This window comes from Saccharopolyspora halophila (genome assembly GCF_039531955.1).
Taxonomy (GTDB): Bacteria; Actinomycetota; Actinomycetes; order Mycobacteriales; family Pseudonocardiaceae; genus Saccharopolyspora; species Saccharopolyspora halophila.
Window position 1 is genome coordinate 441,294 of sequence record NZ_BAAARA010000003.1, and the last position, 20,448, is coordinate 461,741.

Below are 20,448 nucleotides of genomic sequence, written 5' to 3' on the forward strand. Positions count from 1 at the left end.
ACTCGCGGTCAGCCGGTGGCCCGGTGGTACGCGGTCAGCGTGGACGCCGCGCAGGCTTCCCACGTGAAGGTCGCGGCCCGGGACCGCCCGGCCGCCGGATCCGGTGGCGTGCCGAGGGCTTCGTGCAGCGCCGCGCGCAATCCGTCCGGATCTCCGGAAGGTGCGAAGATCGCCTGGTCACCGGCGACCTCGCGCAGCGCCGCGAGATCGGAGCAGACCACCGGGACTCCGCAGGCCAGCGCTTCCAGGACGGGAAGCCCGAAGCCTTCGTCGCGGGAGGGCAGCACGAGGGCGCTCGCGCCGGCGACCAGGCGGCGCAGCTCGGCGTCCGGAAGGTAGCCGGTGCGCAGCACGCCATCGGAGTCCCCCGGTCTGCCGGGACCGGCCAGGACCAGCGGTGGCAGCGCGGGATCGTGCGCGGCCAGCAGGCTCGGCAGGCCTTTGCGGTCTCCCGCATCACCGACGAAGAGCAGGTACTCCGGCGGGATTCCGCACCGCGCGCGTCCCGCGGCATCCAGCGGAGCCGCGGTGAACCATTCCGGGTCCACCCCGAGCGGTGTCACGACGATCCGCTCCCGCTCGACCTCCAGCCGCGCAGCGACCTGATCGGCCACCGCCGCCGTCGGTGTGCACACCACCCGCGCCCGCCGGGCCGAAGCCCGCACCAGCGCGGGCAGCTCCGGTTCGGCCAGCCGGGCGTCGTCGAGGAAGGCCAGGTCGTGCACCGTCAGCACACCGGCAGCGCGCGACGGCGGCAGCACGAAGTTCGTCCCGTGCACCACGTCGGCGGAACCGCCCAGCAGCTCCACTGGGGGAAACCGCCCGCGCAGCCACGCCTTCCGCAGCGCGCGGGCCGGGACGGGCGGGCCCACCGCGCGGGCGCCCCGGGGCGCGAGCGCGCGCAGGCGCCGCGCACCGCGGGCGGAGAACCCGATCAGCCGCAGGTCCACATCGGACGCGAGCCGATCGGCCAGGGACGCGGTGTAGCGGCCGATCCCGGTGCGCGCCCCCAGCAGCGGCGTGCCGTCGAGCAGGACGCGCGGCTCAGCGGCCACGAAGTCGTTCCCCGGCGAGCCGGCGCAGCCGGCCGGTCGCGCGCTTGGCGACCTCAACCGGACCGCCCGCGTCGAGATACTCGCGCAGCAGCGCCAGGTCCCGCCGCACGGTTTCGCCCGCGCCGGGCCGCGGCGTGCGCGACAGCGGCGCCGAAGCCGACAGCCGATCGGCCGCCGGTCGCGGGTCGCGGCAGAACTCGGTCAGCGGAGCCAGCACCGATTCCCACGTGAAGCGTTCGCGAACCGGCTCGATGCGGCGCCTGCACTCGGCGGCGAAGTCCTCGTCGTAGAGCACCTTCTCCAGCGCGGCGGCCAAGGCCTCGGGATCTTCGGGCGGGACCACGACACCGATGCCCTCGCTGCGCACCAGGTCAGCGAACGAGTCGCCATCGGTGGTGACCACCGGCAGTCCCGACCAGAGGTAGTCCAGCACCCGCGTGCGGAACGCGAAAGTCGTCTCGACGTGCTCGAAATGGCTGGTCACGCCGCAGTCGGCGTCCAAGAGGTAGTTCTGGCGCTCGCCGTAGGGCACCCAGGTCTCGTTGAAGAAGGCGAACTTGTCGGTCAGCCCGAGCCGGTTCGCCAGCGCACGGGTCTGCCCGGCCATCACCATCTCCGGCACGTCCGGGTTGGGGTGCTTCATGCCCAGGAAGAACAGCCGGATGTCGCTGTGCTCGGCGGACAACCGGTGCACGGCGTGCAGCAGCGTCAGCGGGTCGAACCAGCTGTAGACCCCACCGGCCCACAGGATCACCTTGTCCCCGGCGGAGATCCCGGAGCGGGTGCCCTTGATCGCCGGGGCGGTGCGCTGCGGCGCCACCGAGGACAACCCGAACGGCACCACCGAGAGCAACGACCGCACGGTCGGGTCGCTGTCGTAGAGCCCCGGGGTCAGCCTGCCCAGCGAAGCGAGGTGACCGAGCCAGAAGTGGCGCTGGCGTTCGGAGGCGCACAGGAAGAAGTCACCGCGCTGCAGCTGGGAGTTGAGCACCTCGGTGACGCCGGTCAGGTCCTTCGCGCGCCGTTCGTCATCGGTGTCGCGGCCCTGCTCCAGCAGTTCGAGGTGCATCGGATCGTAGATGTCGCAGACCACGATCTTGGTCGAGTCCACCCGCTTGAGCGCGGGCACCATCTCCAGCACGTGCCCCTGCAGCACCACGATGTCGGCCCAGTCGACGTGCCCGCCCAGTTCCCGGCGGGTCGCCGCGACCACGTCGAAAGCCGAGTCCGGCGGGTCGACCCGGTCGTTGACGCTGACCAGCCGCACGTCGTGCTCGGTGGAGAGCACCTCGGACATGTGCCACGCGCGGATCGCGGGCCCGGCCATCCGCGCGGTGACGGCATCACCGGTGATCACCACGACCTTGCGCGGACGGCCGAAGACCTCGTGCAGATCGAACGCCTCCACCAGGGCGTCGTGCGCGGCGAGGTAGCGCGGGAGCGGATAGGCCGGTTCCATCGCCTTGCGCATCAGCGGCACGAGATCGGCGTCGGTGCGCACCCGCGCCTGCTGCTCCTGCTCGCGGGACTCCTTCAGCGAAGGCAGCAGCTCGACGAACTGGTCGATGGCCAGCATCCCGGCGAGCGCGGAGCGATCGATCGGCACCGGCGAGTCGTCCTCGACCTCGCCGCGCCGGGTGATCTCCAGCTGAGCGGGGTCGATCTCGCCGCGCGCGGTGGCCCGCCGAACCGCCAGGCCCATCGCCGCGGGCAGCGCCTTGGCCAGCGTCTCGTCGGAGACGTTCTTGTACAGCGCGGCCAGCGCGTTGCGCTCGAGCAGGTAGTGCTCGCGCGAACCGGCGATGCCGGACATCGAGGAGTGATGGCGGTGATAGGTCAACGAGCGGGGTTCGTAGCGGACCCGCCATCCGCGCAGGTTCAACCGCCAGCCCAGGTCCACGTCCTCGTAGAACATGAAGAACCGCTCGTCGAAACCGCCCAGCGCGGTGAACAGGTCGGTGCGCACGAACAGCGCGGACCCGGTTCCGAACAGCACGTCGCGCGGCGCGTCGTGCGACCCGTCGTCGACCTGGCCCGCGTGGCGCTTGTAGCCCATGCCGAACCAGGTCAGCCCGCCATCGACGAAGTCGATGTGCTCGCCTTCCCAGTCCAGGACCTTGCTGGCCACCGCGCCCACGGTCGGTTCGGCGCGCAGCACCTCGACCGCGGCCCGCACCCACGAGCGGTCCGGGCGGGCGTCGTTGTTGAGCAGCGCCAGCACCTGCCCGGTGGCCTCCCGAGCGGCGAGGTTGCAACCACCCGCGAACCCCAGGTTGGACTCGGATTCGATCAACCGCGCCCACGGCGCGGCCCGCCGCAGGCGATCGGCCGAACCGTCGCCGGAGGCGTTGTCGACGCAGATCACCTCCATCCGGTCGGCCGGGTAGTCGAGTTCCTCGCGCAATGCGCGCAGGCAGGTGAGGGTGTCCTCGGCTCCTCGGTAGTTGACCAGGATCACCGACACGACGGGCAGATTGGTTGCGACCACGACCCAAGCCTGCCTCATCGCCCGATCGTCGCGACGGGGGATCGGGCAAATCGGCCGCGGCGAGCGGTCAGCGACCGGCCCAGCGCGCCAGACGTCTCGGCGGGAAACCCGCGCCGCGCGGCCGATCCGGCGCCTGGCCCGCAGGGTTTCCGGCAGCAGCGCGGCGACCTCGACGAGGACCCGCAGGCGCAGCGGCACGCGGAAGTTCGCCCCCGGCGCGTCCAACCGCCTCAGCGGCAGCACCGCGGTGATCGCCGCGAAGCGGGCCAGTTCTCGCACCGCGACCCCGCACGGGGCGCAGCGCAGCAGCGCGAGCAGGCGGTTGCGCTCGTTCCAGCGGTGGAAGCGCGGCGAGCCGGGCCTGCTGCTGGCGCCGTGCAGGTGAGCGACCGTGGCCGAGGTCTGCACCACGTCGAGACCCGCCAGCCGCAGGCGCCACGCGGTGTCGGTGTCCTCGTAGTAGCAGAAGAACCGCGACGGCACCCCGCCCACATCGCGCAGCGCGTCGGTGCGCAGCAGCGCCGCGCCGCCGCAGAAGCCGAAGTTCGCCCCGCCGGTGGCGTCGGCGCCGTGCCCGTCGGCGGTCAGCCGCACCCCGGTCGACTGCACCCGGCCGTCCGGGGCGCGCAGCACCGAGCTCGCCGCGGCCGCGCCCTCGTCCAGCGCTGCCTCGAGCTCGGCGAGCCAGCCCGGTTCCGGTGCCGCGTCGTCGTTGAGCCAGGCCAGGTACGGGGTCTCGACGCGCGGCAGCGCCGCGGCGATCCCGCCCGCGTAACCGCGGTTGCGCGGCAGCCGCAGCACGTCGACGGGGCGCCGCGCGAGCAGCTCGGCGGTGCCGTCGTCGGAGGCGTTGTCCACCACGAGGAGTCGGTGCGCACGATCCTGCGCGGCGAGCGCGTCCAGGCAGGCGCCCAGGTGCCCGCTGCCCCGCCAGGTCACCACGAGCACCGTGCTCCGCGGCTCGTTCGTCACGACGCGCCACGCTATAGGGCGGTGGCGTGCGAAGCTGTTCGGGTGCCCGAGCTGGTTGCCATCGCCGAGCAGTTGCTGGCCCCGGTGCCGGGCGGCACCGGCCGCTACACCCGCGAGCTCCTCCGGGCCCTGGCCGCCACCGCCCCCGACGGTTGGGCGGTCCGCAGCGTCGTCAGCCGCAGCGGCGACCCCGGCCGCGCCCGAGTTCCCGGGGTCGACGGCCCGCGCGTGCTGCCGTTGCCCCGCCGGGCGCTCATCGCCGCCTGGGAACGCGGCCTGCCGCCCTGGCCGGGTGGCGACGCGGTGCACGCCATGACCCCGCTGGCCCCGCCCGCTCGTCGCGGGCGCAACCTGGTGGTCACCGTGCACGACACGGTCCCGTGGACCCACCCGGAAACCCTCACCCCGCGCGGCGTGGGCTGGCACCGGCGCGCCATCGCCCGAGCGGCCCGCACCGCCGACGCCCTGGTCGTGCCCACCCGTGCCGTGGCCACCGACCTCACCCGCCGCATCGGAGGGACCGCCCCGATCAGCACGATCGGCGAGGGCGTCGGCCCGGACCTCGCGACGGATCACCGAGCCGCCCCGGAGCTGCTGCCGGCGGTGCTGCCCGAGCGATATGTCCTGGCGATCGGGACGGTCGAGCCGAGGAAGGGCTTCGACCACCTCGTCCGCGCGATGGCCGAGCAGCACGCCCCGGAGGCGTCGCTGGTGATCGTCGGCCGGCCCGGCTGGGGCGGTCTCGACCTGCCGCGGCTCGCCGAGGAGTGCGGAACGCGACTCCGGATGCTGTCCGGGCTGACCGATCGGCAGCTCGGAGCGGTGCTGCGCGGGGCGAGCGCGCTGGCCGTGCCCAGCCTCGCCGAGGGCTTCGGCCTGCCGCTGCTGGAAGGCATGGCGGCGGGGATCCCCGTGGTGCACTCCGACGCGCCCGCGCTGGTCGAGGTCGCAGCGGGAGCCGGGCTGCAGGTGCCCCGCGCCGACCCGCGCGCGCTGGCCACCGCGCTGCGCACCGCGGTGGATGACATCGGGCGCCGCGACGCGCTGCGGGAGGCGGGCAGTCGGCGTGCGCGGGAGTTCAGCTGGGAGCGCACCGCCCGCGAGGTCTGGTCGGTGCACCTCGAGCTGGCCGCGCGATCGGGATGACCCCGTTTTCGCAAAAAGCCACGAAACGGTCAGCGAGCGCACTACTCTGCACTGGTGCGCAGAGCCGATCCCCACATCCTGATCGACGCCACCGCAGTACCGGCGGACCGGGGCGGCGTGGGCAGGTACGTCGATTCGCTGGTGGCCGCCCTCGACGCGGACGGCACCCGGCTCTCGGTGGTCTGCCAGCCCCGCGACGCCGCGCTCTACGCGCGCATCGCCCCCGGCAGCGGCGTCATCCCGGTGCCCGAGGCCGTCGCGACCAGGACCGCGCGGCTGTCCTGGGAGCAGATCACGCTGCCCCGGCTGATCAAGCGGCTGGGCATCGACGTGCTGCACTCGCCGCACTACACCACGCCGCTGGCCAACCCGGCCGCTTCGGTGGTGACGCTGCACGACGCCACGTTCTTCACCAACCCCGGCGTGCACAACCCGGTCAAGGCCCGCTTCTTCCGCGCCTGGACCCGTGCTGCACTGCGCCGCGCCGAGTTGTGCATCGCGCCCAGCAGGGCGACCGCGGGCGAGCTCACCGCCGCCGCGGGCGCGGACCCCGCGCGGATCGCGGTGGCCTACCACGGTGTCGACCCCGACCGGTTCCATCCGCCGGCGCCCGAGGAGATCCGCGCGGTGCGCGACCGGCTCGCGCTGTTCGACCAGCCCTACGTGGCTTTCCTCGGCGCGCTCGAACCGCGCAAGAACGTGCCCGCGCTCATCCGCGGCTTCACCCTGGCCTGTCGCGACCGCGACGACGACCCGGCACTGGTGCTCGCCGGGCAGCCCGGCTGGGACACCCGGGTGGAGCGCGCGCTGCACGAGGTCCCGCACAAGATCCGGGTGATCCGCGCGGGCTACCTGCCCTTCGACCAGCTCGCGGGCTTCCTCGGCGGCGCTCGGGTGGTGGCCTACCCCAGCATCGGCGAGGGCTTCGGCCTACCGGTACTGGAGGCCATGGCTTGCGGTGCCGCGGTCCTGACCACGAGGCAGTTGAGCCTTCCCGAGGTCGGCGGCGACGCCGTCGCCTACGACGGCATCCATCCCGCGGGCATCGCCAGGGGACTGCACGGCCTGCTCGACGACCCCGCCCGCCGCTCGGCGCTGGCCGCCGCCGCGCAGCTGCGGGCCAAGGAGTTCAGCTGGGATTCCTGCGCAACCCAGCACCGCGAGGCCTACGCCCGCGCCCAGCACGCGCACCGCTGACGACCCGACCGGAGTCCGCCGGTTCCCGGGGCGCCGGCCGGTGGAGACCGGTTCCGGTGCGTGGCGCGGTGTTCGGCAGAATGTGCTGGCGTGACAGACACGCGCTCCTACGGCGACGAGCTCGCCGTCGTCACCGTGACCTTTTCGCCGGGTGAGACGCTGCGGCGATTCATCGAGACCCTGGACGAGGCCACGCAGCGGCCGGTCCGGGTGATCCTCGCGGACAACGGCTCGACGGACGGGGCGCCGGAACGGGCCGCCGCCGAGCACGCCCACATCGTGCACGCGCCCACCGGCGGCAACCTCGGCTACGGCGGTGGCGCGAATCGGGGCGTGGCCGAGCTGGGGGACCAGTACGGCTGGGTCGTGATCGCCAATCCGGACCTGGAGTGGGGCGCGGGCAGCCTCGACGAACTCCTCGACGCCGCGAAGCGCTGGCCGCGCGGTGGCGCGTTCGGGCCGCTGATCACCGAGCCGACGGGTGAGGTCTACCCGTCCGCCCGGCTGCTGCCGTCCATCGGCCGCGGCATCGGGCACGCGCTGCTCTGCAAGATCTGGCCGACCAACCCGTTCACCCGCGCCTACCGCCAGTCCGAGGCGGCGATCACCGAGCGCACCGCGGGCTGGCTGTCCGGATCCTGCCTGCTGCTGCGGCGCGAGGCGTGGGATTCGATCAACGGCTTCGATCCCCGCTACTTCATGTACTTCGAGGACGTCGACCTCGGCGATCGGCTCGCCAGGACGGGATGGCTCAACGTCTACGTGCCCGGCGCGCGGGTCATGCACATCGGCGGGCACTCGACCGCCCAGGCGCCCAAGTGGATGCTCACCGAGCACCACCGCAGCGCCTACCGCTACCTGGCCGATCGCTACCGCGGCATCAAGTGGGCTCCGCTGCGGATCGCGCTGCGCGTCGGACTAACCGCTCGGGCCCGCCTGCAGAGCCGCCGCTAGCGCTGCGCTGCGTGGCGGTGTGGGTGGCGGAACCTCAGCGGCCCGCTGGCTGGGATCCGCTCCTTGAGTAGCGGCCCTACGCGGCGTCGCGGCTGTCCTCGCCAGCGGGCCGCTGAGAACCCGCGGCGGTGCGGGTTGCTCGGGTGGGGTTTCGGCTCGCGGCTTCGCCGCTTGCGCTGGGTCCGGCGGTTGCCCTCCCTCGCCGGGCGGGTCGCTGAGAACCTGCGGCGGTGCGGGTTGCTCGGGTGGGGATCCGGCTTGCGGCTTTGCCGCTGCGGTTGGTCCGGGGAGGGCTCGGGGTGCTGCGAAATCTCTTGCGGTGCGGGTTGGGTCCTCCCCGCACCGCTTCGCGGCGGGCCTAGTACCAGGAGAACGGCTGCTGGGAGCCGATCGGGCCGGGCTCGTTGGCTGGGCGGTGATCCGGGTACGGATTGGGCGGTAGCGGCTGCTGGAAGTCCTCGGTCGGCCATCCCTGCGCGTCTTGCGGGGTCGGCCACTCCGGTGGCTGAGGTATCGCCTGGCCCGGGGTCGGCAACGTCTGCGTGGTTTCGTCGTCGACTTGCTCGACGATCTCGCGCGGGATCCGGACCGTGTTGTCCGCGTCCATAGGCGAGGTGGCGTTGTCCGGTGTGACGACGAACGCCCCACGCGCCCGCGCGTTAGCAAGTGCTTCGTCGGCTCGGAGGCGCGGGTCCATGTGGATGCCTCTCAGTCGTTCGCAGTCGGTGGCTCGCGGCCCCCGGGCCGGATTCGGGTGTGGCGTTGAGCCGGGTACGGCTATCGATGTCCGGCCCGATGTCATTATGCCGTTGCCACTGCCAGAGTATTCCCCCCAATGGGGTCTCGTCATCGAAGTGCACCGGGTTAGAGGAGGACGACGTCACATGACCGCTGATACGCAGGAACCGGCCGCGCCTCCCAAAGCGGAAGCCGTCGTGCTGGTGGGCGGTCAGGGCGTCCGGCTCCGGCCGCTCACCCTGTCGGCGCCCAAACCGATGCTGCCGACGGCAGGGGTCCCGTTCCTGCGTCATCTGCTCTCGCGGATCCGGGCGATTGGTATCGAGCACGTCGTGCTCGGGACCTCCTACAAGGCGGAGGTGTTCGAGGAGCACTTCGGTGACGGAGCCGACCTCGGGCTGCACATCGAGTACGTGGTCGAGTCCGAGCCGCTCGACACCGCGGGAGCGATCCGCAACGTCGCCGACCGGCTCAGTTGCGACGACGTCGTGGTGTTCAACGGCGACATCCTCTCCGGGGTGGACCTGCAGGGCCTGCTCGACGAGCACCGTTCCAGCGCCGCCGACGTGACGCTGCACCTGGTCGAGGTCGACGAGCCGCACCGGTTCGGTTGCGTGCCCACCGACGCCGACGGGCGGGTCACCGCGTTCCTGGAGAAGACCGACGCCCCGCCGGTGAACCAGATCAACGCCGGTTGCTACGTCTTCCGCCGCGAGGTGATCGAGTCGATCCCGGCCGACCGGCCGGTGTCGGTGGAGCGGGAAACCTTCCCGGGCCTGCTGGCTGCCGGGGCGCGCGTGCAGGGGCACGTGGACAGCTCGTACTGGCTCGACATGGGCACGCCCGCGGCGTTCGTGCGCGGCAGTGCCGATCTGGTGCTCGGCAACGCCCCGTCCGGCGCGCTGCCCGGCCCGACCGGGCGGGCGCTGGTGCTCGGCGACGCCGAGATCGCCGAGGGGGCGGAGGTCACCGGCGGCAGCACCATCGGCGCGGGCAGCGTCGTGGAATCCGGGGCGAAGGTGTCCGGATCGGTGCTGTTCGAAGGCGTGCGGATCGGCCCGGGCGCGGTGGTGGAGCGGTCCGTGGTCGGCGCAGGCGCGGTGATCGGGGAGGACGCGGTGCTGTCCGGAGCGGTGATCGGCGACGGCGCCCACGTCGGCGGGTGCTGCGAGCTCCTCGACGGCGTCCGGGTGTGGCCGGAAGTCGATCTACCGCCGAACGGAGTACGGTTCTCGGCGAGTTGACGCGCATGGACCAACCTCTAGTTCGAGACTGGCGACCGCCCTATCCGCTGGACCTGGTGCGGGTGCTCGCACCGCTGCGGCGCGGATCCGGCGACCCCACCACCCGGGTTGCGGCGAACGAGATGTGGTGGGCCAGCACCACCGCCGACGGCCCGGCGACGCTGCGGCTGACCGCCGGGAACGCCGAGGTGCGCGCCGAGGCCTGGGGACCGGGCGCGGCGGTGCTGCTCGAACGCGTCCCGGAGCTGCTCGGCGCCGCCGACGACGACACCGGTTTCGTGCCCGCCCACGACGTCATCGATCGCGGCCGCCGCGCCTCGCACGGGGTTCGACTGTGCGCGACGGGTCGCGTGTGGGACGTGCTGGTCGCCGCGATCCTGGAGCAGAAGGTCACCAACCGCGAGGCCTGGCGCTCCTGGCGAGAGCTCTGCCGCCGCTTCGGTGCGCCCGCCCCGGGTCCCGTGGAGCACCTCTGGACCGCGCCTGACCCGCAGCGGGTCCGCGAGATCCGGGATTGGGAGTGGCACGAGGCGGGCATCGACGGCGCCCGGCGCCGCACGCTCATCGCCGCTGCCTCGCGGGCGAGCAGCCTGGAACGCGCGGTGCGGCTCGGTGGCGAGCAGGGTCGCGAGCTCCTGTGCAAGATCCCCGGGATCGGCCCCTGGACGGCCGCCGAGGTGGCCCAGCGCGCCTGGGGTGATCCGGACGCGGTCAGCGTCGGCGACTACCACCTGCCGACCATCGTGGGCACCGCGCTGCTCGGCCGCCCGGCCGACGACGCGGAGATGCTCGAAGCCCTGGCGCCCTACGCCGGTCACCGCCACCGCGCGGTCCGCTACCTGTCCGCCGCGGGTGTGCGACGCCCGCGGTACGGCCCGCGCTTGCCTGCCCGCGACTACCGGGCCTTCTAGGCGAACGGCTCCTAGAGCGTGCTTGGGAAGTGTTCTGCTCGGCGGGGCGGGTAGCAGAACCTGGTCGGCTCCGCGGCTCCGCGCGCCGCTCCTGATGTGTGCCGATGCACGGCTTCCCGGCGCACTCGCCGCGAAGTCGGCCAGAACCTGCGGCGGTGCGAGCTGAGTCCTGCACCTGAAGCAGCGGCTGCCGCCGCACTCAAAAACGGCTCCTAGCCCCGCGCGGCTCCGGCCCCCGCCGCGGTCAGCAGCGGACCGAGATCGGTGTTCGCGGGCGGACGCACGACCGGCCACCAGCGCAGGTCCAGCGACTCGTCGCTGCGCACCGGTTCCGCACCGGTCGGTGCGCGGACGATGAACCGAACGTCGAAGTGCCGGGTGGGCTCGCCCAGCGAGCACGTGATCGGGTGGACGTCGAGGTGCACCGGTTCCGGATCGACGACCAGCCCGGTCATGCCGGACTCCTCGGTCGCCTCGCGCAGCGCCGCACCGGCCAGCGTCGCGTCCCCCGGCTCGCAGTGACCACCGAGCTGGAGCCACCTGCCCACGCGGGGATGCAGCGTGAGCAGCACGTTCTCACCGGTCGCGTCGAGCAGCACCGCCGAGGAGGTCACGTGACCGGGCGCGCACTCGCGAAGGCACGCGTCGGTGCGGGCGTCCAGCAGCGTCAGGAAGGATTGGCGCAGGGCCTCCTGCTGCGGGTCGGCCGGGCGCCAACCGTCCAGCACCCGCCGGGCATCGGCGCGCGGTCCGTTCACAACTCGACCAATCCGCCGTCGAGGTCCCGGGGAGGCCGCGGCCCGCTCGCGGGCTCGGCCGGGTGGCCGATGGCCACCGCGCCCAGGGGTTCCCAGTCCTGCGGCAGGTCCAGCGCCGAACGCACCACGTCCGGGCAGAACATCGTCGAGGACACCCAGCACGAACCGAGTTCCTCGGCGGCCAGCGACACCAGCAGACCCTGCACGGCGGCACCGCCCGCGACGGTGAACATCCGCCGCTCGGCATCGCTGCGCGCTTCGTCCGGGTAGTCGTGCGCGCCCGCGCGCACCAGGAACGGCAGCACGACCTCCGGCGCGTCGTACAGCAGGTTCCCGCGGGTCACCCGCCGCTGGGCGGCCTCCGAGGACATGCCGTCGGCCTTGAGGTCCTCGAGCCAAGCGGCCCGCATCGCGTCCAGCAGCTTGGTCCGCAATGGACGGTCGCGCAGCCAGACGAAGCGAACCGGGCGGGTGTGGTGCGGTGCCGGCGCGGTCAGCGCGGCCCCGGTCGCGCGCCGCACCGCCCGCTCGTCGACCGGCTCGCCGCTGAACTCCCGGATCGACCGGCGCATCAGCACCGCCTCCTGGCGGCCCTGGGCCAGTGCTTCCCGGGTTCCCAGGTAGAACAGGTCGTCGTCGACGGTGCGGACCAGGGTCCGCGCGTTCGAACCGTCCTCCACGGGGGTCAAACCGCGCGCCACGGCGACCGGGACGCCGCCGAGCTTGCCCTTGACCAGGTCCGCAGCCGCGGCGATCTCGTCGGCGACCGCGATCTCGGTGACCGCCAGCTCGTTGCCCTGCGCGTCGGTGCTGCCCGCGTACTGGTGCAGCACGCGCAGACCCGCCGCGCCGATGGCCACGTCGGTCTGGCCCATCCGCCAGGTCCTGCCCATCGTGTCGGTGACCACGACGCCGACCCGCACGCCGAGCCGCTGCGCGATCCCGTCGCGCAACCGCTGCGCGGAGGCGTCGGGGTCCTCGGGGAGCAGCGCGATCTGATCGGCCGCCACGTTGGAGGCGTCCACGCCGGACGCGGCCTGCACGATGCCCAGCTTGTTCTGCGTGATCAGCGTGCGCCCGCGCCGGGCGAGCACGTGATCCGCCTCCTCGAGCACCAGCCTGCGGCGCAGCGCGTCGCGCTCCTCGGGGTCGCTGGGCGCGGTCACCATCCGGCCCTCGGTCTTGGAGAACACCTTGCTGGTGACCACGACGGTGTCGCCGTCGGACAACCACGGAGCGGCGGCGGCGATCGAGGCCGCCAGGTCGTCACCCGGGCCGAACTCGGGTAACCCGGTGACCGGGAATATCTGCAGGCCAGCGGTGGCGGCGTGATCCCTCATGGCTTCTTCACCGCCGAAGCCAGCTCGAACGCCTCCTGCGCCATCGCCGCCGTGGCGTCCACATCGGACATCAGCAGCGGGACGGCGCGGGTCTCGACGCCCGCGATCTCCGCGTCGTCGCCGGTGTGCACCATCCAGCCGTCCAGGATCCCGTCGTCCTCGCGCGAACCGTAGTGCGCGCCGACGGCCTCGGCCGTGCTGTCCACGCCGATCGCGGTCAGGCACGCGTCGGCCATCCCGCGCAGCGGTTTGCCGCCCACGATCGGCGACAGCCCCACCACCGGTGCCGAGGTGCTGCGCAGCGCGTCCCGGAAGCCCGGCACCGCCAGCAGCGTGCCGATGCTGACCACCGGGTTCGACGGCGCGACCAGCACCACGTCGGCCTGCTCGACGGCGTCGCGGGTCTCCTGGCTGACCTTGGCGTCGTCCGCGCCGACCGGGGCGATCGCGTGCGCCTTCGGCTCGGCCCGGTGCCGCACCCACCACTCCTGGAAGTGCACCGCGCGGCCCTCGCCGGTCTCCGGGTCGTCGATGGCGACGTGGGTCTCCACCCGGTCGTCGGTCACCGGCAGCAGCCGCACGCCCGGCTTCCACCGCGCGCACAGCGCCTCGGTCACCGAGGTCAGCGAGTAGCCGGCCCGCAGCATCCGCGAGCGCACCAGGTGGGTGGCGATGTCGCGGTCCCCGAGACCGAACCAGGTGGGCTCGGCGCCGTAGGCGGCCAGCTCCTCCTTGGCCGACCAGGTCTCGCCGACCCGGCCCCAGCCCTTCTCGGTGTCGATGGCGTCGGCGAGGGTGTACATGCAGGTATCCAGGTCCGGGCAGACCCGCAACCCGTGCATCCACACGTCGTCACCCACGTTGACCACCGCGGTGACCTCGTGCTCGGACTCTGCTTCACCGATGGCGGGTAGCCCCAGCGCTGCTTTGACTCCGAGCAGGAACCTCGCACCGCCGACTCCGCCGACCAGAACTACGACCTTCACGACTCCGATCCTCGCACGTCCCCGGCGCGACGAGGATGTGAACCCGAACGCCGTCGGCGGGGGCGGTGCGTCACAGCCCGCCGAAGATGCTGCGGAAGAGGCTGTTGCCGAACGAGGTCAGCGTCGGGTCGCCGCCGAGCACGTCGAACACGAAGTAGGCGAACGAGAAGAACAACCTGCCCACCACCGGGATGCCGATGAGCACGACGAACAGCGCCAGCGGGGCCCACGGGCGCGCCTTCTCGCCGAAGCGGCGCGCCGGATGGGACAACCAGGGCTCGATGACGCCGTAGCCGTCCAGGCCGGGGATCGGGAGGATGTTCAGCACGAAGGCGATGACCTGCAGGAAAGCCAGGTAGGACAGCGCCGCCGCGAGGCCGATGGGCATCGGGATCAGCGCGATCGCCCCGGCCAGCAGCATGCCCGCGATCAGGTTCGTCGACGGGCCGGCCAACGACACCATCGATTCGGTGCGGCGCGTGCGCAGCGCTGCGTGGTTGATCCACACGGCTCCGCCCGGCAGCGGGATGCCGCCGATGGCGACGAAGATCAGCGGCAGCACGATGCTCAGCACCGGATCGGTGTAGCGGCGCGGGTCCAGCGTCAGGTAGCCCTTCTCGCGGACCGTCCAGTCACCGCCGCGATAGGCGGTGATGGCGTGCCCGAACTCGTGCAGGCACAGCGACACCGCCCAGCCGCCGAGGACGACGAGCACGACGCCCGCCGTCAGCGCGACCTGATTGGTCATCGTCGTCAGCACGCCGCCGAACACCGTCACCGCGATCATGCCGAGAAACAGCGGGCTGATTCGTAGCGCAGAACTCACGCCCCCAGTCTCCCCGACGCGATCGGGCCGGGTAGATCGGCTTCGCGGTGCGGAGATGACCTTGCGGTGGTAAGCATGATCATGGCCCAGTACGCTCCGCCGTAAGGAGCATGATCGTTGTGCCGAACGCGAATGAAAGATGGCTCCGGATGGTACGGGGCTCCGCTGATCCGGATGTCCCCCTACGGAAGGTCTCCGCTTGACCGCGGGGAGCTACACGGGTGTAATCACAGTTGTGTTATTCGCTGCTGAAAGGATCGTTCCGCGAGGCGGGCGATCGGTGGCGAACGGTCGGGTGCGGGAGACCCCGGTCGGACACGGTCGATTCGGGCAGTGCCGGGTAGAGCGAGGGCGGCGCTGCCGATCGGCGACGGCGATGCCGTCGAAACCGCGGAATTCCGGCGGGAAGTCCGCGACCTGCGAGCACAGGAGTGCCTCCCGCTCCGGCCCTGGGGAGGGCCGGCGGGAAACGGGGAGAAATCGGGGGAGACATGTGGGAAACGGCAGATAGCAAGATCGCGGAGCGTGGCGACGCGGCCGTGGCCGAGATCGACGTCCTGGCCGAACTGTTCGAAATGCCCGAAGAAGAACAGGAATGGCAGGAGCGCGCGTTGTGCGCGCAAACCGATCCGGAGGCGTTCTTCCCAGAAAAGGGCGGATCCACCCGCGAGGCCAAGCGCATCTGCGCGGGGTGCGAAGTTCGATCGGAATGTCTGGAATACGCCCTGCAGCACGATGAGCGCTTCGGAATCTGGGGCGGTCTGTCCGAAAGGGAGCGTCGCAAGCTCAAGCGTCGCGCGGTCTGAGCTCTCGGCCGCTCTGCGCGCAGCGGTGGCCAGGTAACGCCCGATCCGCCGCCCGGCACTGCGATCGTTGCTCGTGCGGCACCCGGCACGGCGGGAAACCGCCTCCGTCGAGGCCGTCTTGCCGCGCGCGACAACTCGGCCGCGGGTTCCGCGAACCCGGCGAGCGGGGGAGTCGTTGGTCCAGGCCAGTGCACTACCGTCTTCGGCGGTAGCGATCTGGCCTAGCGGGAGGACCGGCGCTGGTGAACGAACGGCTGTCGAAAGCGTGGTTGCGGCCGGTGCGGCGCCGCGTTCAGCGGACCCGATCGGATCGTCCGAAACCCACTCCGCGGGAGCCGGATTCCGAACCGCGCGCCCGGCGTGATCTGCGCGGCGAGGTCGTACCGCCCGCACTGCTGGTGCTGGCGCTGGCGATCTTCGCCGCCGGGAACGCCTGGTTCGCAGGGCGATTCGGCACGAACCTGGTCGGCGGCCGGTTGCACCCGGTCGCGGACCTGGGCACGACTTGGTCGGACTACCTGGGGTCCTGGCGCCCGGTGGCCGGAGGAACCGGAGCCATGGCGCCACCGTCGCTGGCGGTGCTGGCGCTGCTGGGCTCCGTCCTCGGTGGACCGGCGGTGGTGGTCTGGATCCTGCTGCTGTTCGGCGTCCCGCTGGCCGGGCTGAGCGCTTACCTCGCCAGCCGAGCGATCACCGGCGCGCCGCTGCGGCGGGTGCTGGTCGCCGCCTACGCCCTGGTCCCGGTGGCCTCGCTCGCGGCGGGACAGGGACGCCTGGACGTGGTGGTGGCGCACGTCCTGGTGCCACCGCTGCTGAGCGGCATCGCCGCGGTGATCCGCCGCTCCGACGGCCAATGGCTCGGCACCGCCTGCCTGACCGCGCTCGGTCTCGCGACCCTCGGCGCCTTCGCGCCGCTGGTGCAACTCGCGCTGATCGTCCTCGCGCTGCTCGGCTACGTGCTGGTCCCGGGCAGCAGTCAGCTGCGCGGTCGCCGCCGCGCCGCCGGGCTCGTCGCCCTGGTGCTGCTATCCGTGGCCTGCCTGCTGCCGTGGCCGGTGACCTGGCTGCGCCATCCCGAGCTGCTGCTGCACGGGCTCGGCGCCCGCGTGATCGAGGACCCGGCGACCGTGCTGATCTCGGCGCTGAGCCCGGACGGTTCGCTCGCAGGCCTGCCCGGGGGCCTGCTGGTGCTGGCCGCCGTCGTGGCGCTCGTCGTGTGCTGGCGGCGCCGCATGCTGCTCGGCGCGGGCGTCGCCACGTTCGGGTGGGCGCTGGCCGCGATCGTCGGCACCGTCAGCGCCGAGCCGATGATCGGCGGCGCGGCCTCTCCCGGCTGGACCGGTGGACCTCTGATCCTGGTCGCGGCGGGCTGCGCCTGGATCCTGCTGTCGGCTCGCGTTCCCGCCGTGCCCGCCAAGATCGCCGCGCCGGTTCTCGGCGTCGCGCTCGCAGCGCTGGCCGCGGGCTCCGCGTTCGCCCTCAACACCGGCCCGCTGCGCGTCGCGGCGGACACCGAGCAGACCGGAACCGAGCAGACCGGCACCCGACTGCTGCTCGATCCGGGGCCGCAACCGGCCCGCCTGGTCACCGGCAACGGCCCGCGCTTCGGCGATGACGCCCTCGCCCCGGCGGGTGAGGCGGCCAGCTGGCTCGCCCGGGTCGACGCGGATCTGCGATCCGGTGATCGCGACCGGGTCCGCGGTGCCCTGGCCGCGGTCGCCGCGCGCGGCTCCGGGCGCATCATCGCCCCCGCTGATTCCCGGCTGGCCGACCTCGGCGCCGGGCTGGTCGCCGAGGAGGGGCGGTTGCCCGATGGCCGCCGAGCGCTGCGCCTGCTGCTGCCCAGCGCCCCGGTCAACCTGGTCGGCCCCGACCTGGCCCGCCGCGCGCAGACCGAGGCGGGTCCCTCACCGGAGGCCCGGCCGCTGCCGGTGGCCGCGAGCCTGCCCGATTTCACCGTCCGCGTGTCCGCGGGCGGCGTGGGCAGGGCGCTGGTGCTGGGCGCGGAGAACGAGCCCGGCTGGTACGCCCGCATCGACGGCCGGGAGGTGCCGCTGGCCACGGCCTGGAACCACCAGGTGGCCGTCCAGCTGCCGGACCGCCCCGCCGAGGTGCAGGTCGGCTACACCGAGCTGCCGCGAACCACGCTGCTGGTCGTGCAGGCGGCCGTGGTCCTGTTCACCCTGGTCGCCTCGATCCCCGGTCGGCGGCGCAAGGACCGGCCGCAGCAGGCATGACGGCGGTGGTCTCCGGGCGGAGCCGCCCCGGTGGCCTACTGGCCCTCGATGACGTCCGGGTCGAGCCCCAGGTAGGTGGCCACCTGCTCGACCAGCACGTCGTGCAGGAGGTCGGCCATGTCGGTGCCGTCGCGGGCGCGGGCCTCCAGGGGCCTGCGGTACAGGACGATCCGAGCTTGGGTGGGCAGCCCGCGGCGGTCCACACCCGCGGGCACCAGGCGGGCGAGCGGGACGTTCGCGTCGACGACCACGTCGTCGTCCCAGACCACCTTGTCCGGCCGGGTGGTGCCCACCTCGGGCACTTCGTCGACGGCGACGTCCAGCTGGGTCAGTTCGGCGTGCCAGCGCTGCTCGATCGGCTCGAGCGCTTGCAGCACCAGCGCGTCGAAGCGCTGCGCGCGGCTGCGCGAGACCGGGACCGAGGACGGGTACAGCGGTCCGCGCAGGCCACGGCCGCGCCGGTCCCGCCGAATGCGGGAACGACTCCGAGATCCACGTGCGGTAACCACGTGGCGAGGGTACGCCTCCGGCCCCCCGGTTCGGGACAACCGCCACCCGGATTTCCGGTGGTGATCGCCCCGGGCCGTTCGCCGGAAGCGGACACGGTGTCGTCACCGTCGGTGGGAGGGTGGAAAACTGGTGTTCGGCGCGGTTCGCGAAACCGATTCCGCGTGCCTGCGCCGCGAGGTGGACAGGGGGCGCTATCGTGCTTGCCGTGCGGAGCGTGAGGCGGTGCTCGCGGACCGGGTGTGCCAACCCGGCCGTTGCCACGCTCACGTATGCCTATTCGGACTCGACCGCTGTGGTCGGGCCGCTGGCGACGTATTCCGAGCCACACAGCTACGACCTGTGTGAAGCGCACGCGCTGCGGCTGACCGTGCCCAAGGGCTGGGAGGTCGTCCGGCACGAAGGCGACTTCGCGCCACCGACGCCGTCGGACGACGACCTCACCGCGCTGGCCGAGGCCGTGCGCGAGGCGGGCAGGCCCGACCGGCCCATGGACCCGCCGAGCAGCGGTTCCGGATCCGGCCGCCGGTCGCACCTGCGGGCCTTGCCCGACCCCGTGGACGAGTGAAGAGATCGTGACGAACGGCTCGGGTCGCTCCCGCTGCTGCCAACACCCGCGCGATCGCCGGTAGGCTGCCAGCAGTTCTACAGCGAGCGGGAGGGTGCAGCGTGCGGGACCTGTCGGGGATCGTCAAGGCGTACGACATCCGCGGGGTGGTCGGGGAAGGCCTGGACGCCGACGTGGTGCGGGAGATCGGAGCCGCCTTCACCAGGCTGGTCGGTGGACCGGCCGTGGTGATCGGGCATGACATGCGGGAGTCCTCGCCGGGGCTGGCCGAGGCCTTCGCCGAAGGCGTAGCCGGTCAGGGCGTCGATGTCATCAACATCGGCCTGGCCAGTACGGACATGCTCTACTTCGCCTCCGGCAAGCTGGAGCTGCCGGGCGCGATGTTCACCGCCAGCCACAACCCGGCCCAGTACAACGGCATCAAGCTGTGCCGGTCCGGTGCAGCCCCGGTCGGCCAGGACAGCGGGCTGTCCGAGATCCAGGAGCTGGTCGCCCACGGCGTGCCCGAGTTCCTCGGCGCCAAGGGCTCGGTCTCCGAGCGGGAGATGGTCGGCGCCTACTCGGCCTTCCTGCTCGACCTGGTCAAGCTGCGCGACATCCGGCCGCTCAAGATCGTCGTGGACGCGGGCAACGGCATGGGCGGGCACACGGTGCCCACCGTCTTCGCGGACCTGCCGGTCGAGCTGGTGCCGATGTACTTCGAGCTCGACGGGACCTTCCCGAACCACGAGGCCAATCCGCTGGACCCGGCCAACATCGTCGACCTGCAGGCCAAGGTCCGCGAGGTCGGCGCCGACATGGGCCTGGCCTTCGACGGCGACGCCGACCGCTGCTTCGTGGTCGACGAGAACGCCGATCCGGTTTCGCCGAGCGCGATCACCGCGCTGGTGGCGACCCGCGAGCTGGCCAAGGAGCCGGGATCGACGATCATCCACAACCTGATCACCTCGAAGGCGGTTCCGGAGATCGTCGCCGAGCGCGGTGGCAAGCCGATGCGCACCCGGGTCGGGCACTCGTTCATCAAGCAGACGATGGCCGAGACCGGTGCGATCTTCGGTGGCGAACACTCGGCGCACTACTACTTCCGGGACTTCTGGCGCGCCGACTCCGGCATGCTGGCCGCGCTGCACGTGCTGGCCGCCCTGGGCGGTCAGGACCGGCCGCTGTCGCAGCTGATGGCCGAGTACTCCCGCTACACCGCCAGCGGCGAGATCAACTCCACGGTCGACGACCAGCAGGGCCGGATGCGTGCCGTCGCGGAGGCCTTCGGTGACCGAAATGGTGCTCGTGTCGACGAGCTCGACGGGCTTACCGTGGAACTCGCGGACGGGTCGTGGTTCAACCTGCGGCCGTCCAACACCGAACCGCTGCTCCGGCTCAACGTGGAGGCCAGGGACACTGAAGCCGTGGCCGCGTTGCGCGACGAGGTGCTCGCGGTCGTCCGAGGGTGACCTCGCCGCGCGAGGTGACCGGAGGGCCCGGCGAGTTTGGGAGGAAACGTGGCCGTTGACCTGGAAGCGCAGTTGCTGGAGATCCTGGCCTGCCCGTGCGAGCAGCACGGCCGATTGCGGCCGGGTCGTGGTGATGACGCGCAGGCCGATTACCTGACCTGCACTTCCTGCGGTCGCGCCTTCCCGGTGCAGGACGGTATTCCGGTGCTGTTGCTGGAAGAGGCGGTCGGGGGACCCACCCCCGACGCCGTCGGGGAGGGGTGA

The 20,448-nt window shown here is 72.5% G+C and carries 18 protein-coding genes and 1 pseudogene; 10 read left to right on the forward strand and 9 right to left on the reverse strand.

The features are described from left to right. Positions 1–8: 8 nt before the first annotated feature. The 3 genes and pseudogenes from ABD289_RS07330 to ABD289_RS25325 all read right to left on the reverse strand — a co-directional run. Positions 9–1,055 (reverse strand): glycosyltransferase family 4 protein, encoded by a 1,047-nt coding sequence (locus tag ABD289_RS07330; protein WP_344127992.1) that lies wholly within the window; start codon positions 1,053–1,055, stop codon positions 9–11. Continuing rightward, on the reverse strand, positions 1,045–3,561 hold the full coding sequence (locus tag ABD289_RS07335; protein WP_344128099.1) for a glycosyltransferase: 2,517 nt from the start codon (positions 3,559–3,561) through the stop codon (positions 1,045–1,047). Before ABD289_RS07335 ends, ABD289_RS07330 begins: the two co-directional genes overlap by 11 nt. A 414-nt stretch (positions 3,562–3,975) precedes the next feature. Then, positions 3,976–4,515: pseudogene (locus ABD289_RS25325) on the reverse strand (glycosyltransferase family 2 protein); the annotation flags it as partial. Positions 4,516–4,557: 42 nt separating this feature from the next. Here ABD289_RS25325 and ABD289_RS07345 point away from each other — a divergent pair. The 3 genes from ABD289_RS07345 to ABD289_RS07355 all read left to right on the forward strand — a co-directional run bounded on the left by ABD289_RS07345 (position 4,558) and on the right by ABD289_RS07355 (position 7,812). Further along, on the forward strand, positions 4,558–5,661 hold the full coding sequence (locus tag ABD289_RS07345) for a glycosyltransferase family 4 protein (RefSeq protein ID WP_344127994.1): 1,104 nt from the start codon (positions 4,558–4,560) through the stop codon (positions 5,659–5,661). Positions 5,662–5,736: 75 nt separating this feature from the next. After that, positions 5,737–6,858, forward strand: coding sequence for a glycosyltransferase family 4 protein (locus ABD289_RS07350; RefSeq protein ID WP_344128101.1), 1,122 nt, complete (start codon positions 5,737–5,739; stop codon positions 6,856–6,858). Positions 6,859–6,948: 90 nt separating this feature from the next. Beyond that, positions 6,949–7,812 (forward strand): glycosyltransferase family 2 protein, encoded by an 864-nt coding sequence (locus ABD289_RS07355; RefSeq protein WP_344127996.1) that lies wholly within the window; start codon positions 6,949–6,951, stop codon positions 7,810–7,812. 358 nt (positions 7,813–8,170) lie between these two features. On the opposite strand, the gene ABD289_RS07360 is transcribed toward ABD289_RS07355, so the two are convergent. Beyond that, complete coding sequence (locus ABD289_RS07360; protein WP_344128111.1) at positions 8,171–8,509, reverse strand: hypothetical protein; 339 nt, start codon at positions 8,507–8,509, stop codon at positions 8,171–8,173. Between the two features lie 187 nt (positions 8,510–8,696). On the opposite strand from ABD289_RS07360, the gene manB reads away from it, so the two are divergent. Further along, positions 8,697–9,794 carry a mannose-1-phosphate guanylyltransferase gene (gene manB / locus ABD289_RS07365; RefSeq protein ID WP_344127998.1) on the forward strand — a complete coding sequence of 366 codons (1,098 nt, stop codon included), beginning with the start codon at positions 8,697–8,699 and terminating at the stop codon, positions 9,792–9,794. 5 nt (positions 9,795–9,799) lie between these two features. Beyond that, complete coding sequence (locus ABD289_RS07370; protein WP_344128000.1) at positions 9,800–10,705, forward strand: DNA-3-methyladenine glycosylase family protein; 906 nt, start codon at positions 9,800–9,802, stop codon at positions 10,703–10,705. A 212-nt stretch (positions 10,706–10,917) separates the two neighbouring features. On the opposite strand, the gene ABD289_RS07375 is transcribed toward ABD289_RS07370, so the two are convergent. From ABD289_RS07375 to ABD289_RS07390, 4 genes are all read right to left on the reverse strand, one after another. Continuing rightward, positions 10,918–11,463, reverse strand: coding sequence for an NUDIX hydrolase (locus tag ABD289_RS07375; protein ID WP_425564595.1), 546 nt, complete (start codon positions 11,461–11,463; stop codon positions 10,918–10,920). Beyond that, positions 11,460–12,803, reverse strand: a complete 1,344-nt coding sequence (locus ABD289_RS07380; protein ID WP_344128002.1) for a coenzyme F420-0:L-glutamate ligase — start codon at positions 12,801–12,803, stop codon at positions 11,460–11,462. The genes ABD289_RS07375 and ABD289_RS07380 overlap by 4 nt, the downstream gene beginning before the upstream one ends. Beyond that, on the reverse strand, positions 12,800–13,789 hold the full coding sequence (cofD, locus tag ABD289_RS07385; RefSeq protein WP_344128004.1) for a 2-phospho-L-lactate transferase: 990 nt from the start codon (positions 13,787–13,789) through the stop codon (positions 12,800–12,802). The genes ABD289_RS07380 and cofD overlap by 4 nt, the downstream gene beginning before the upstream one ends. A 70-nt stretch (positions 13,790–13,859) precedes the next feature. After that, complete coding sequence (locus tag ABD289_RS07390) at positions 13,860–14,615, reverse strand: site-2 protease family protein (protein ID WP_344128007.1); 756 nt, start codon at positions 14,613–14,615, stop codon at positions 13,860–13,862. 575 nt (positions 14,616–15,190) lie between these two features. On the opposite strand from ABD289_RS07390, the gene ABD289_RS07395 reads away from it, so the two are divergent. Both ABD289_RS07395 and ABD289_RS07400 read left to right on the forward strand, forming a co-directional pair. Continuing rightward, on the forward strand, positions 15,191–15,421 hold the full coding sequence (locus ABD289_RS07395; RefSeq protein ID WP_344128105.1) for a WhiB family transcriptional regulator: 231 nt from the start codon (positions 15,191–15,193) through the stop codon (positions 15,419–15,421). A gap of 242 nt (positions 15,422–15,663) precedes the next feature. Next, on the forward strand, positions 15,664–17,658 hold the full coding sequence (locus tag ABD289_RS07400; RefSeq protein ID WP_344128010.1) for a hypothetical protein: 1,995 nt from the start codon (positions 15,664–15,666) through the stop codon (positions 17,656–17,658). Positions 17,659–17,693: 35 nt separating this feature from the next. Here the strand turns inward: ABD289_RS07400 and ABD289_RS07405 are convergent, their stop codons facing one another. Further along, the gene (locus ABD289_RS07405) at positions 17,694–18,167 is read right to left on the reverse strand and encodes a metallopeptidase family protein (protein WP_344128013.1); all 474 of its coding nucleotides are present in this window, start codon (positions 18,165–18,167) and stop codon (positions 17,694–17,696) included. Positions 18,168–18,373: 206 nt separating this feature from the next. Here ABD289_RS07405 and ABD289_RS07410 point away from each other — a divergent pair, with 206 nt between their 5' ends. The 3 genes from ABD289_RS07410 (at position 18,374) to ABD289_RS07420 (ending at position 20,448) form a co-directional block, all read left to right on the forward strand. Further along, positions 18,374–18,733 carry a DUF3499 domain-containing protein gene (locus ABD289_RS07410; protein WP_344128015.1) on the forward strand — a complete coding sequence of 120 codons (360 nt, stop codon included), beginning with the start codon at positions 18,374–18,376 and terminating at the stop codon, positions 18,731–18,733. 101 nt (positions 18,734–18,834) lie between these two features. Beyond that, positions 18,835–20,184 carry a phosphomannomutase/phosphoglucomutase gene (locus tag ABD289_RS07415; RefSeq protein WP_344128017.1) on the forward strand — a complete coding sequence of 450 codons (1,350 nt, stop codon included), beginning with the start codon at positions 18,835–18,837 and terminating at the stop codon, positions 20,182–20,184. Positions 20,185–20,232: 48 nt separating this feature from the next. Then, a complete protein-coding gene (locus tag ABD289_RS07420) occupies positions 20,233–20,448 on the forward strand; it encodes a Trm112 family protein (RefSeq protein WP_344128020.1) in 216 nt (71 codons plus the stop codon).

Coding starts and splice junctions, on each gene's coding strand:
- ABD289_RS07335 (WP_344128099.1), bottom strand. CDS start 3,561: ATGAGGCAGGCTTGGGTCGTGGTCGCAACCAATCTGCCCGTCGTGTCG.
- ABD289_RS07360 (WP_344128111.1), bottom strand. CDS start 8,509: ATGGACCCGCGCCTCCGAGCCGACGAAGCACTTGCTAACGCGCGGGCG.
- manB (WP_344127998.1), top strand. CDS start 8,697: ATGACCGCTGATACGCAGGAACCGGCCGCGCCTCCCAAAGCGGAAGCC.
- ABD289_RS07370 (WP_344128000.1), top strand. CDS start 9,800: ATGGACCAACCTCTAGTTCGAGACTGGCGACCGCCCTATCCGCTGGAC.
- ABD289_RS07380 (WP_344128002.1), bottom strand. CDS start 12,803: ATGAGGGATCACGCCGCCACCGCTGGCCTGCAGATATTCCCGGTCACC.
- ABD289_RS07395 (WP_344128105.1), top strand. CDS start 15,191: ATGCCCGAAGAAGAACAGGAATGGCAGGAGCGCGCGTTGTGCGCGCAA.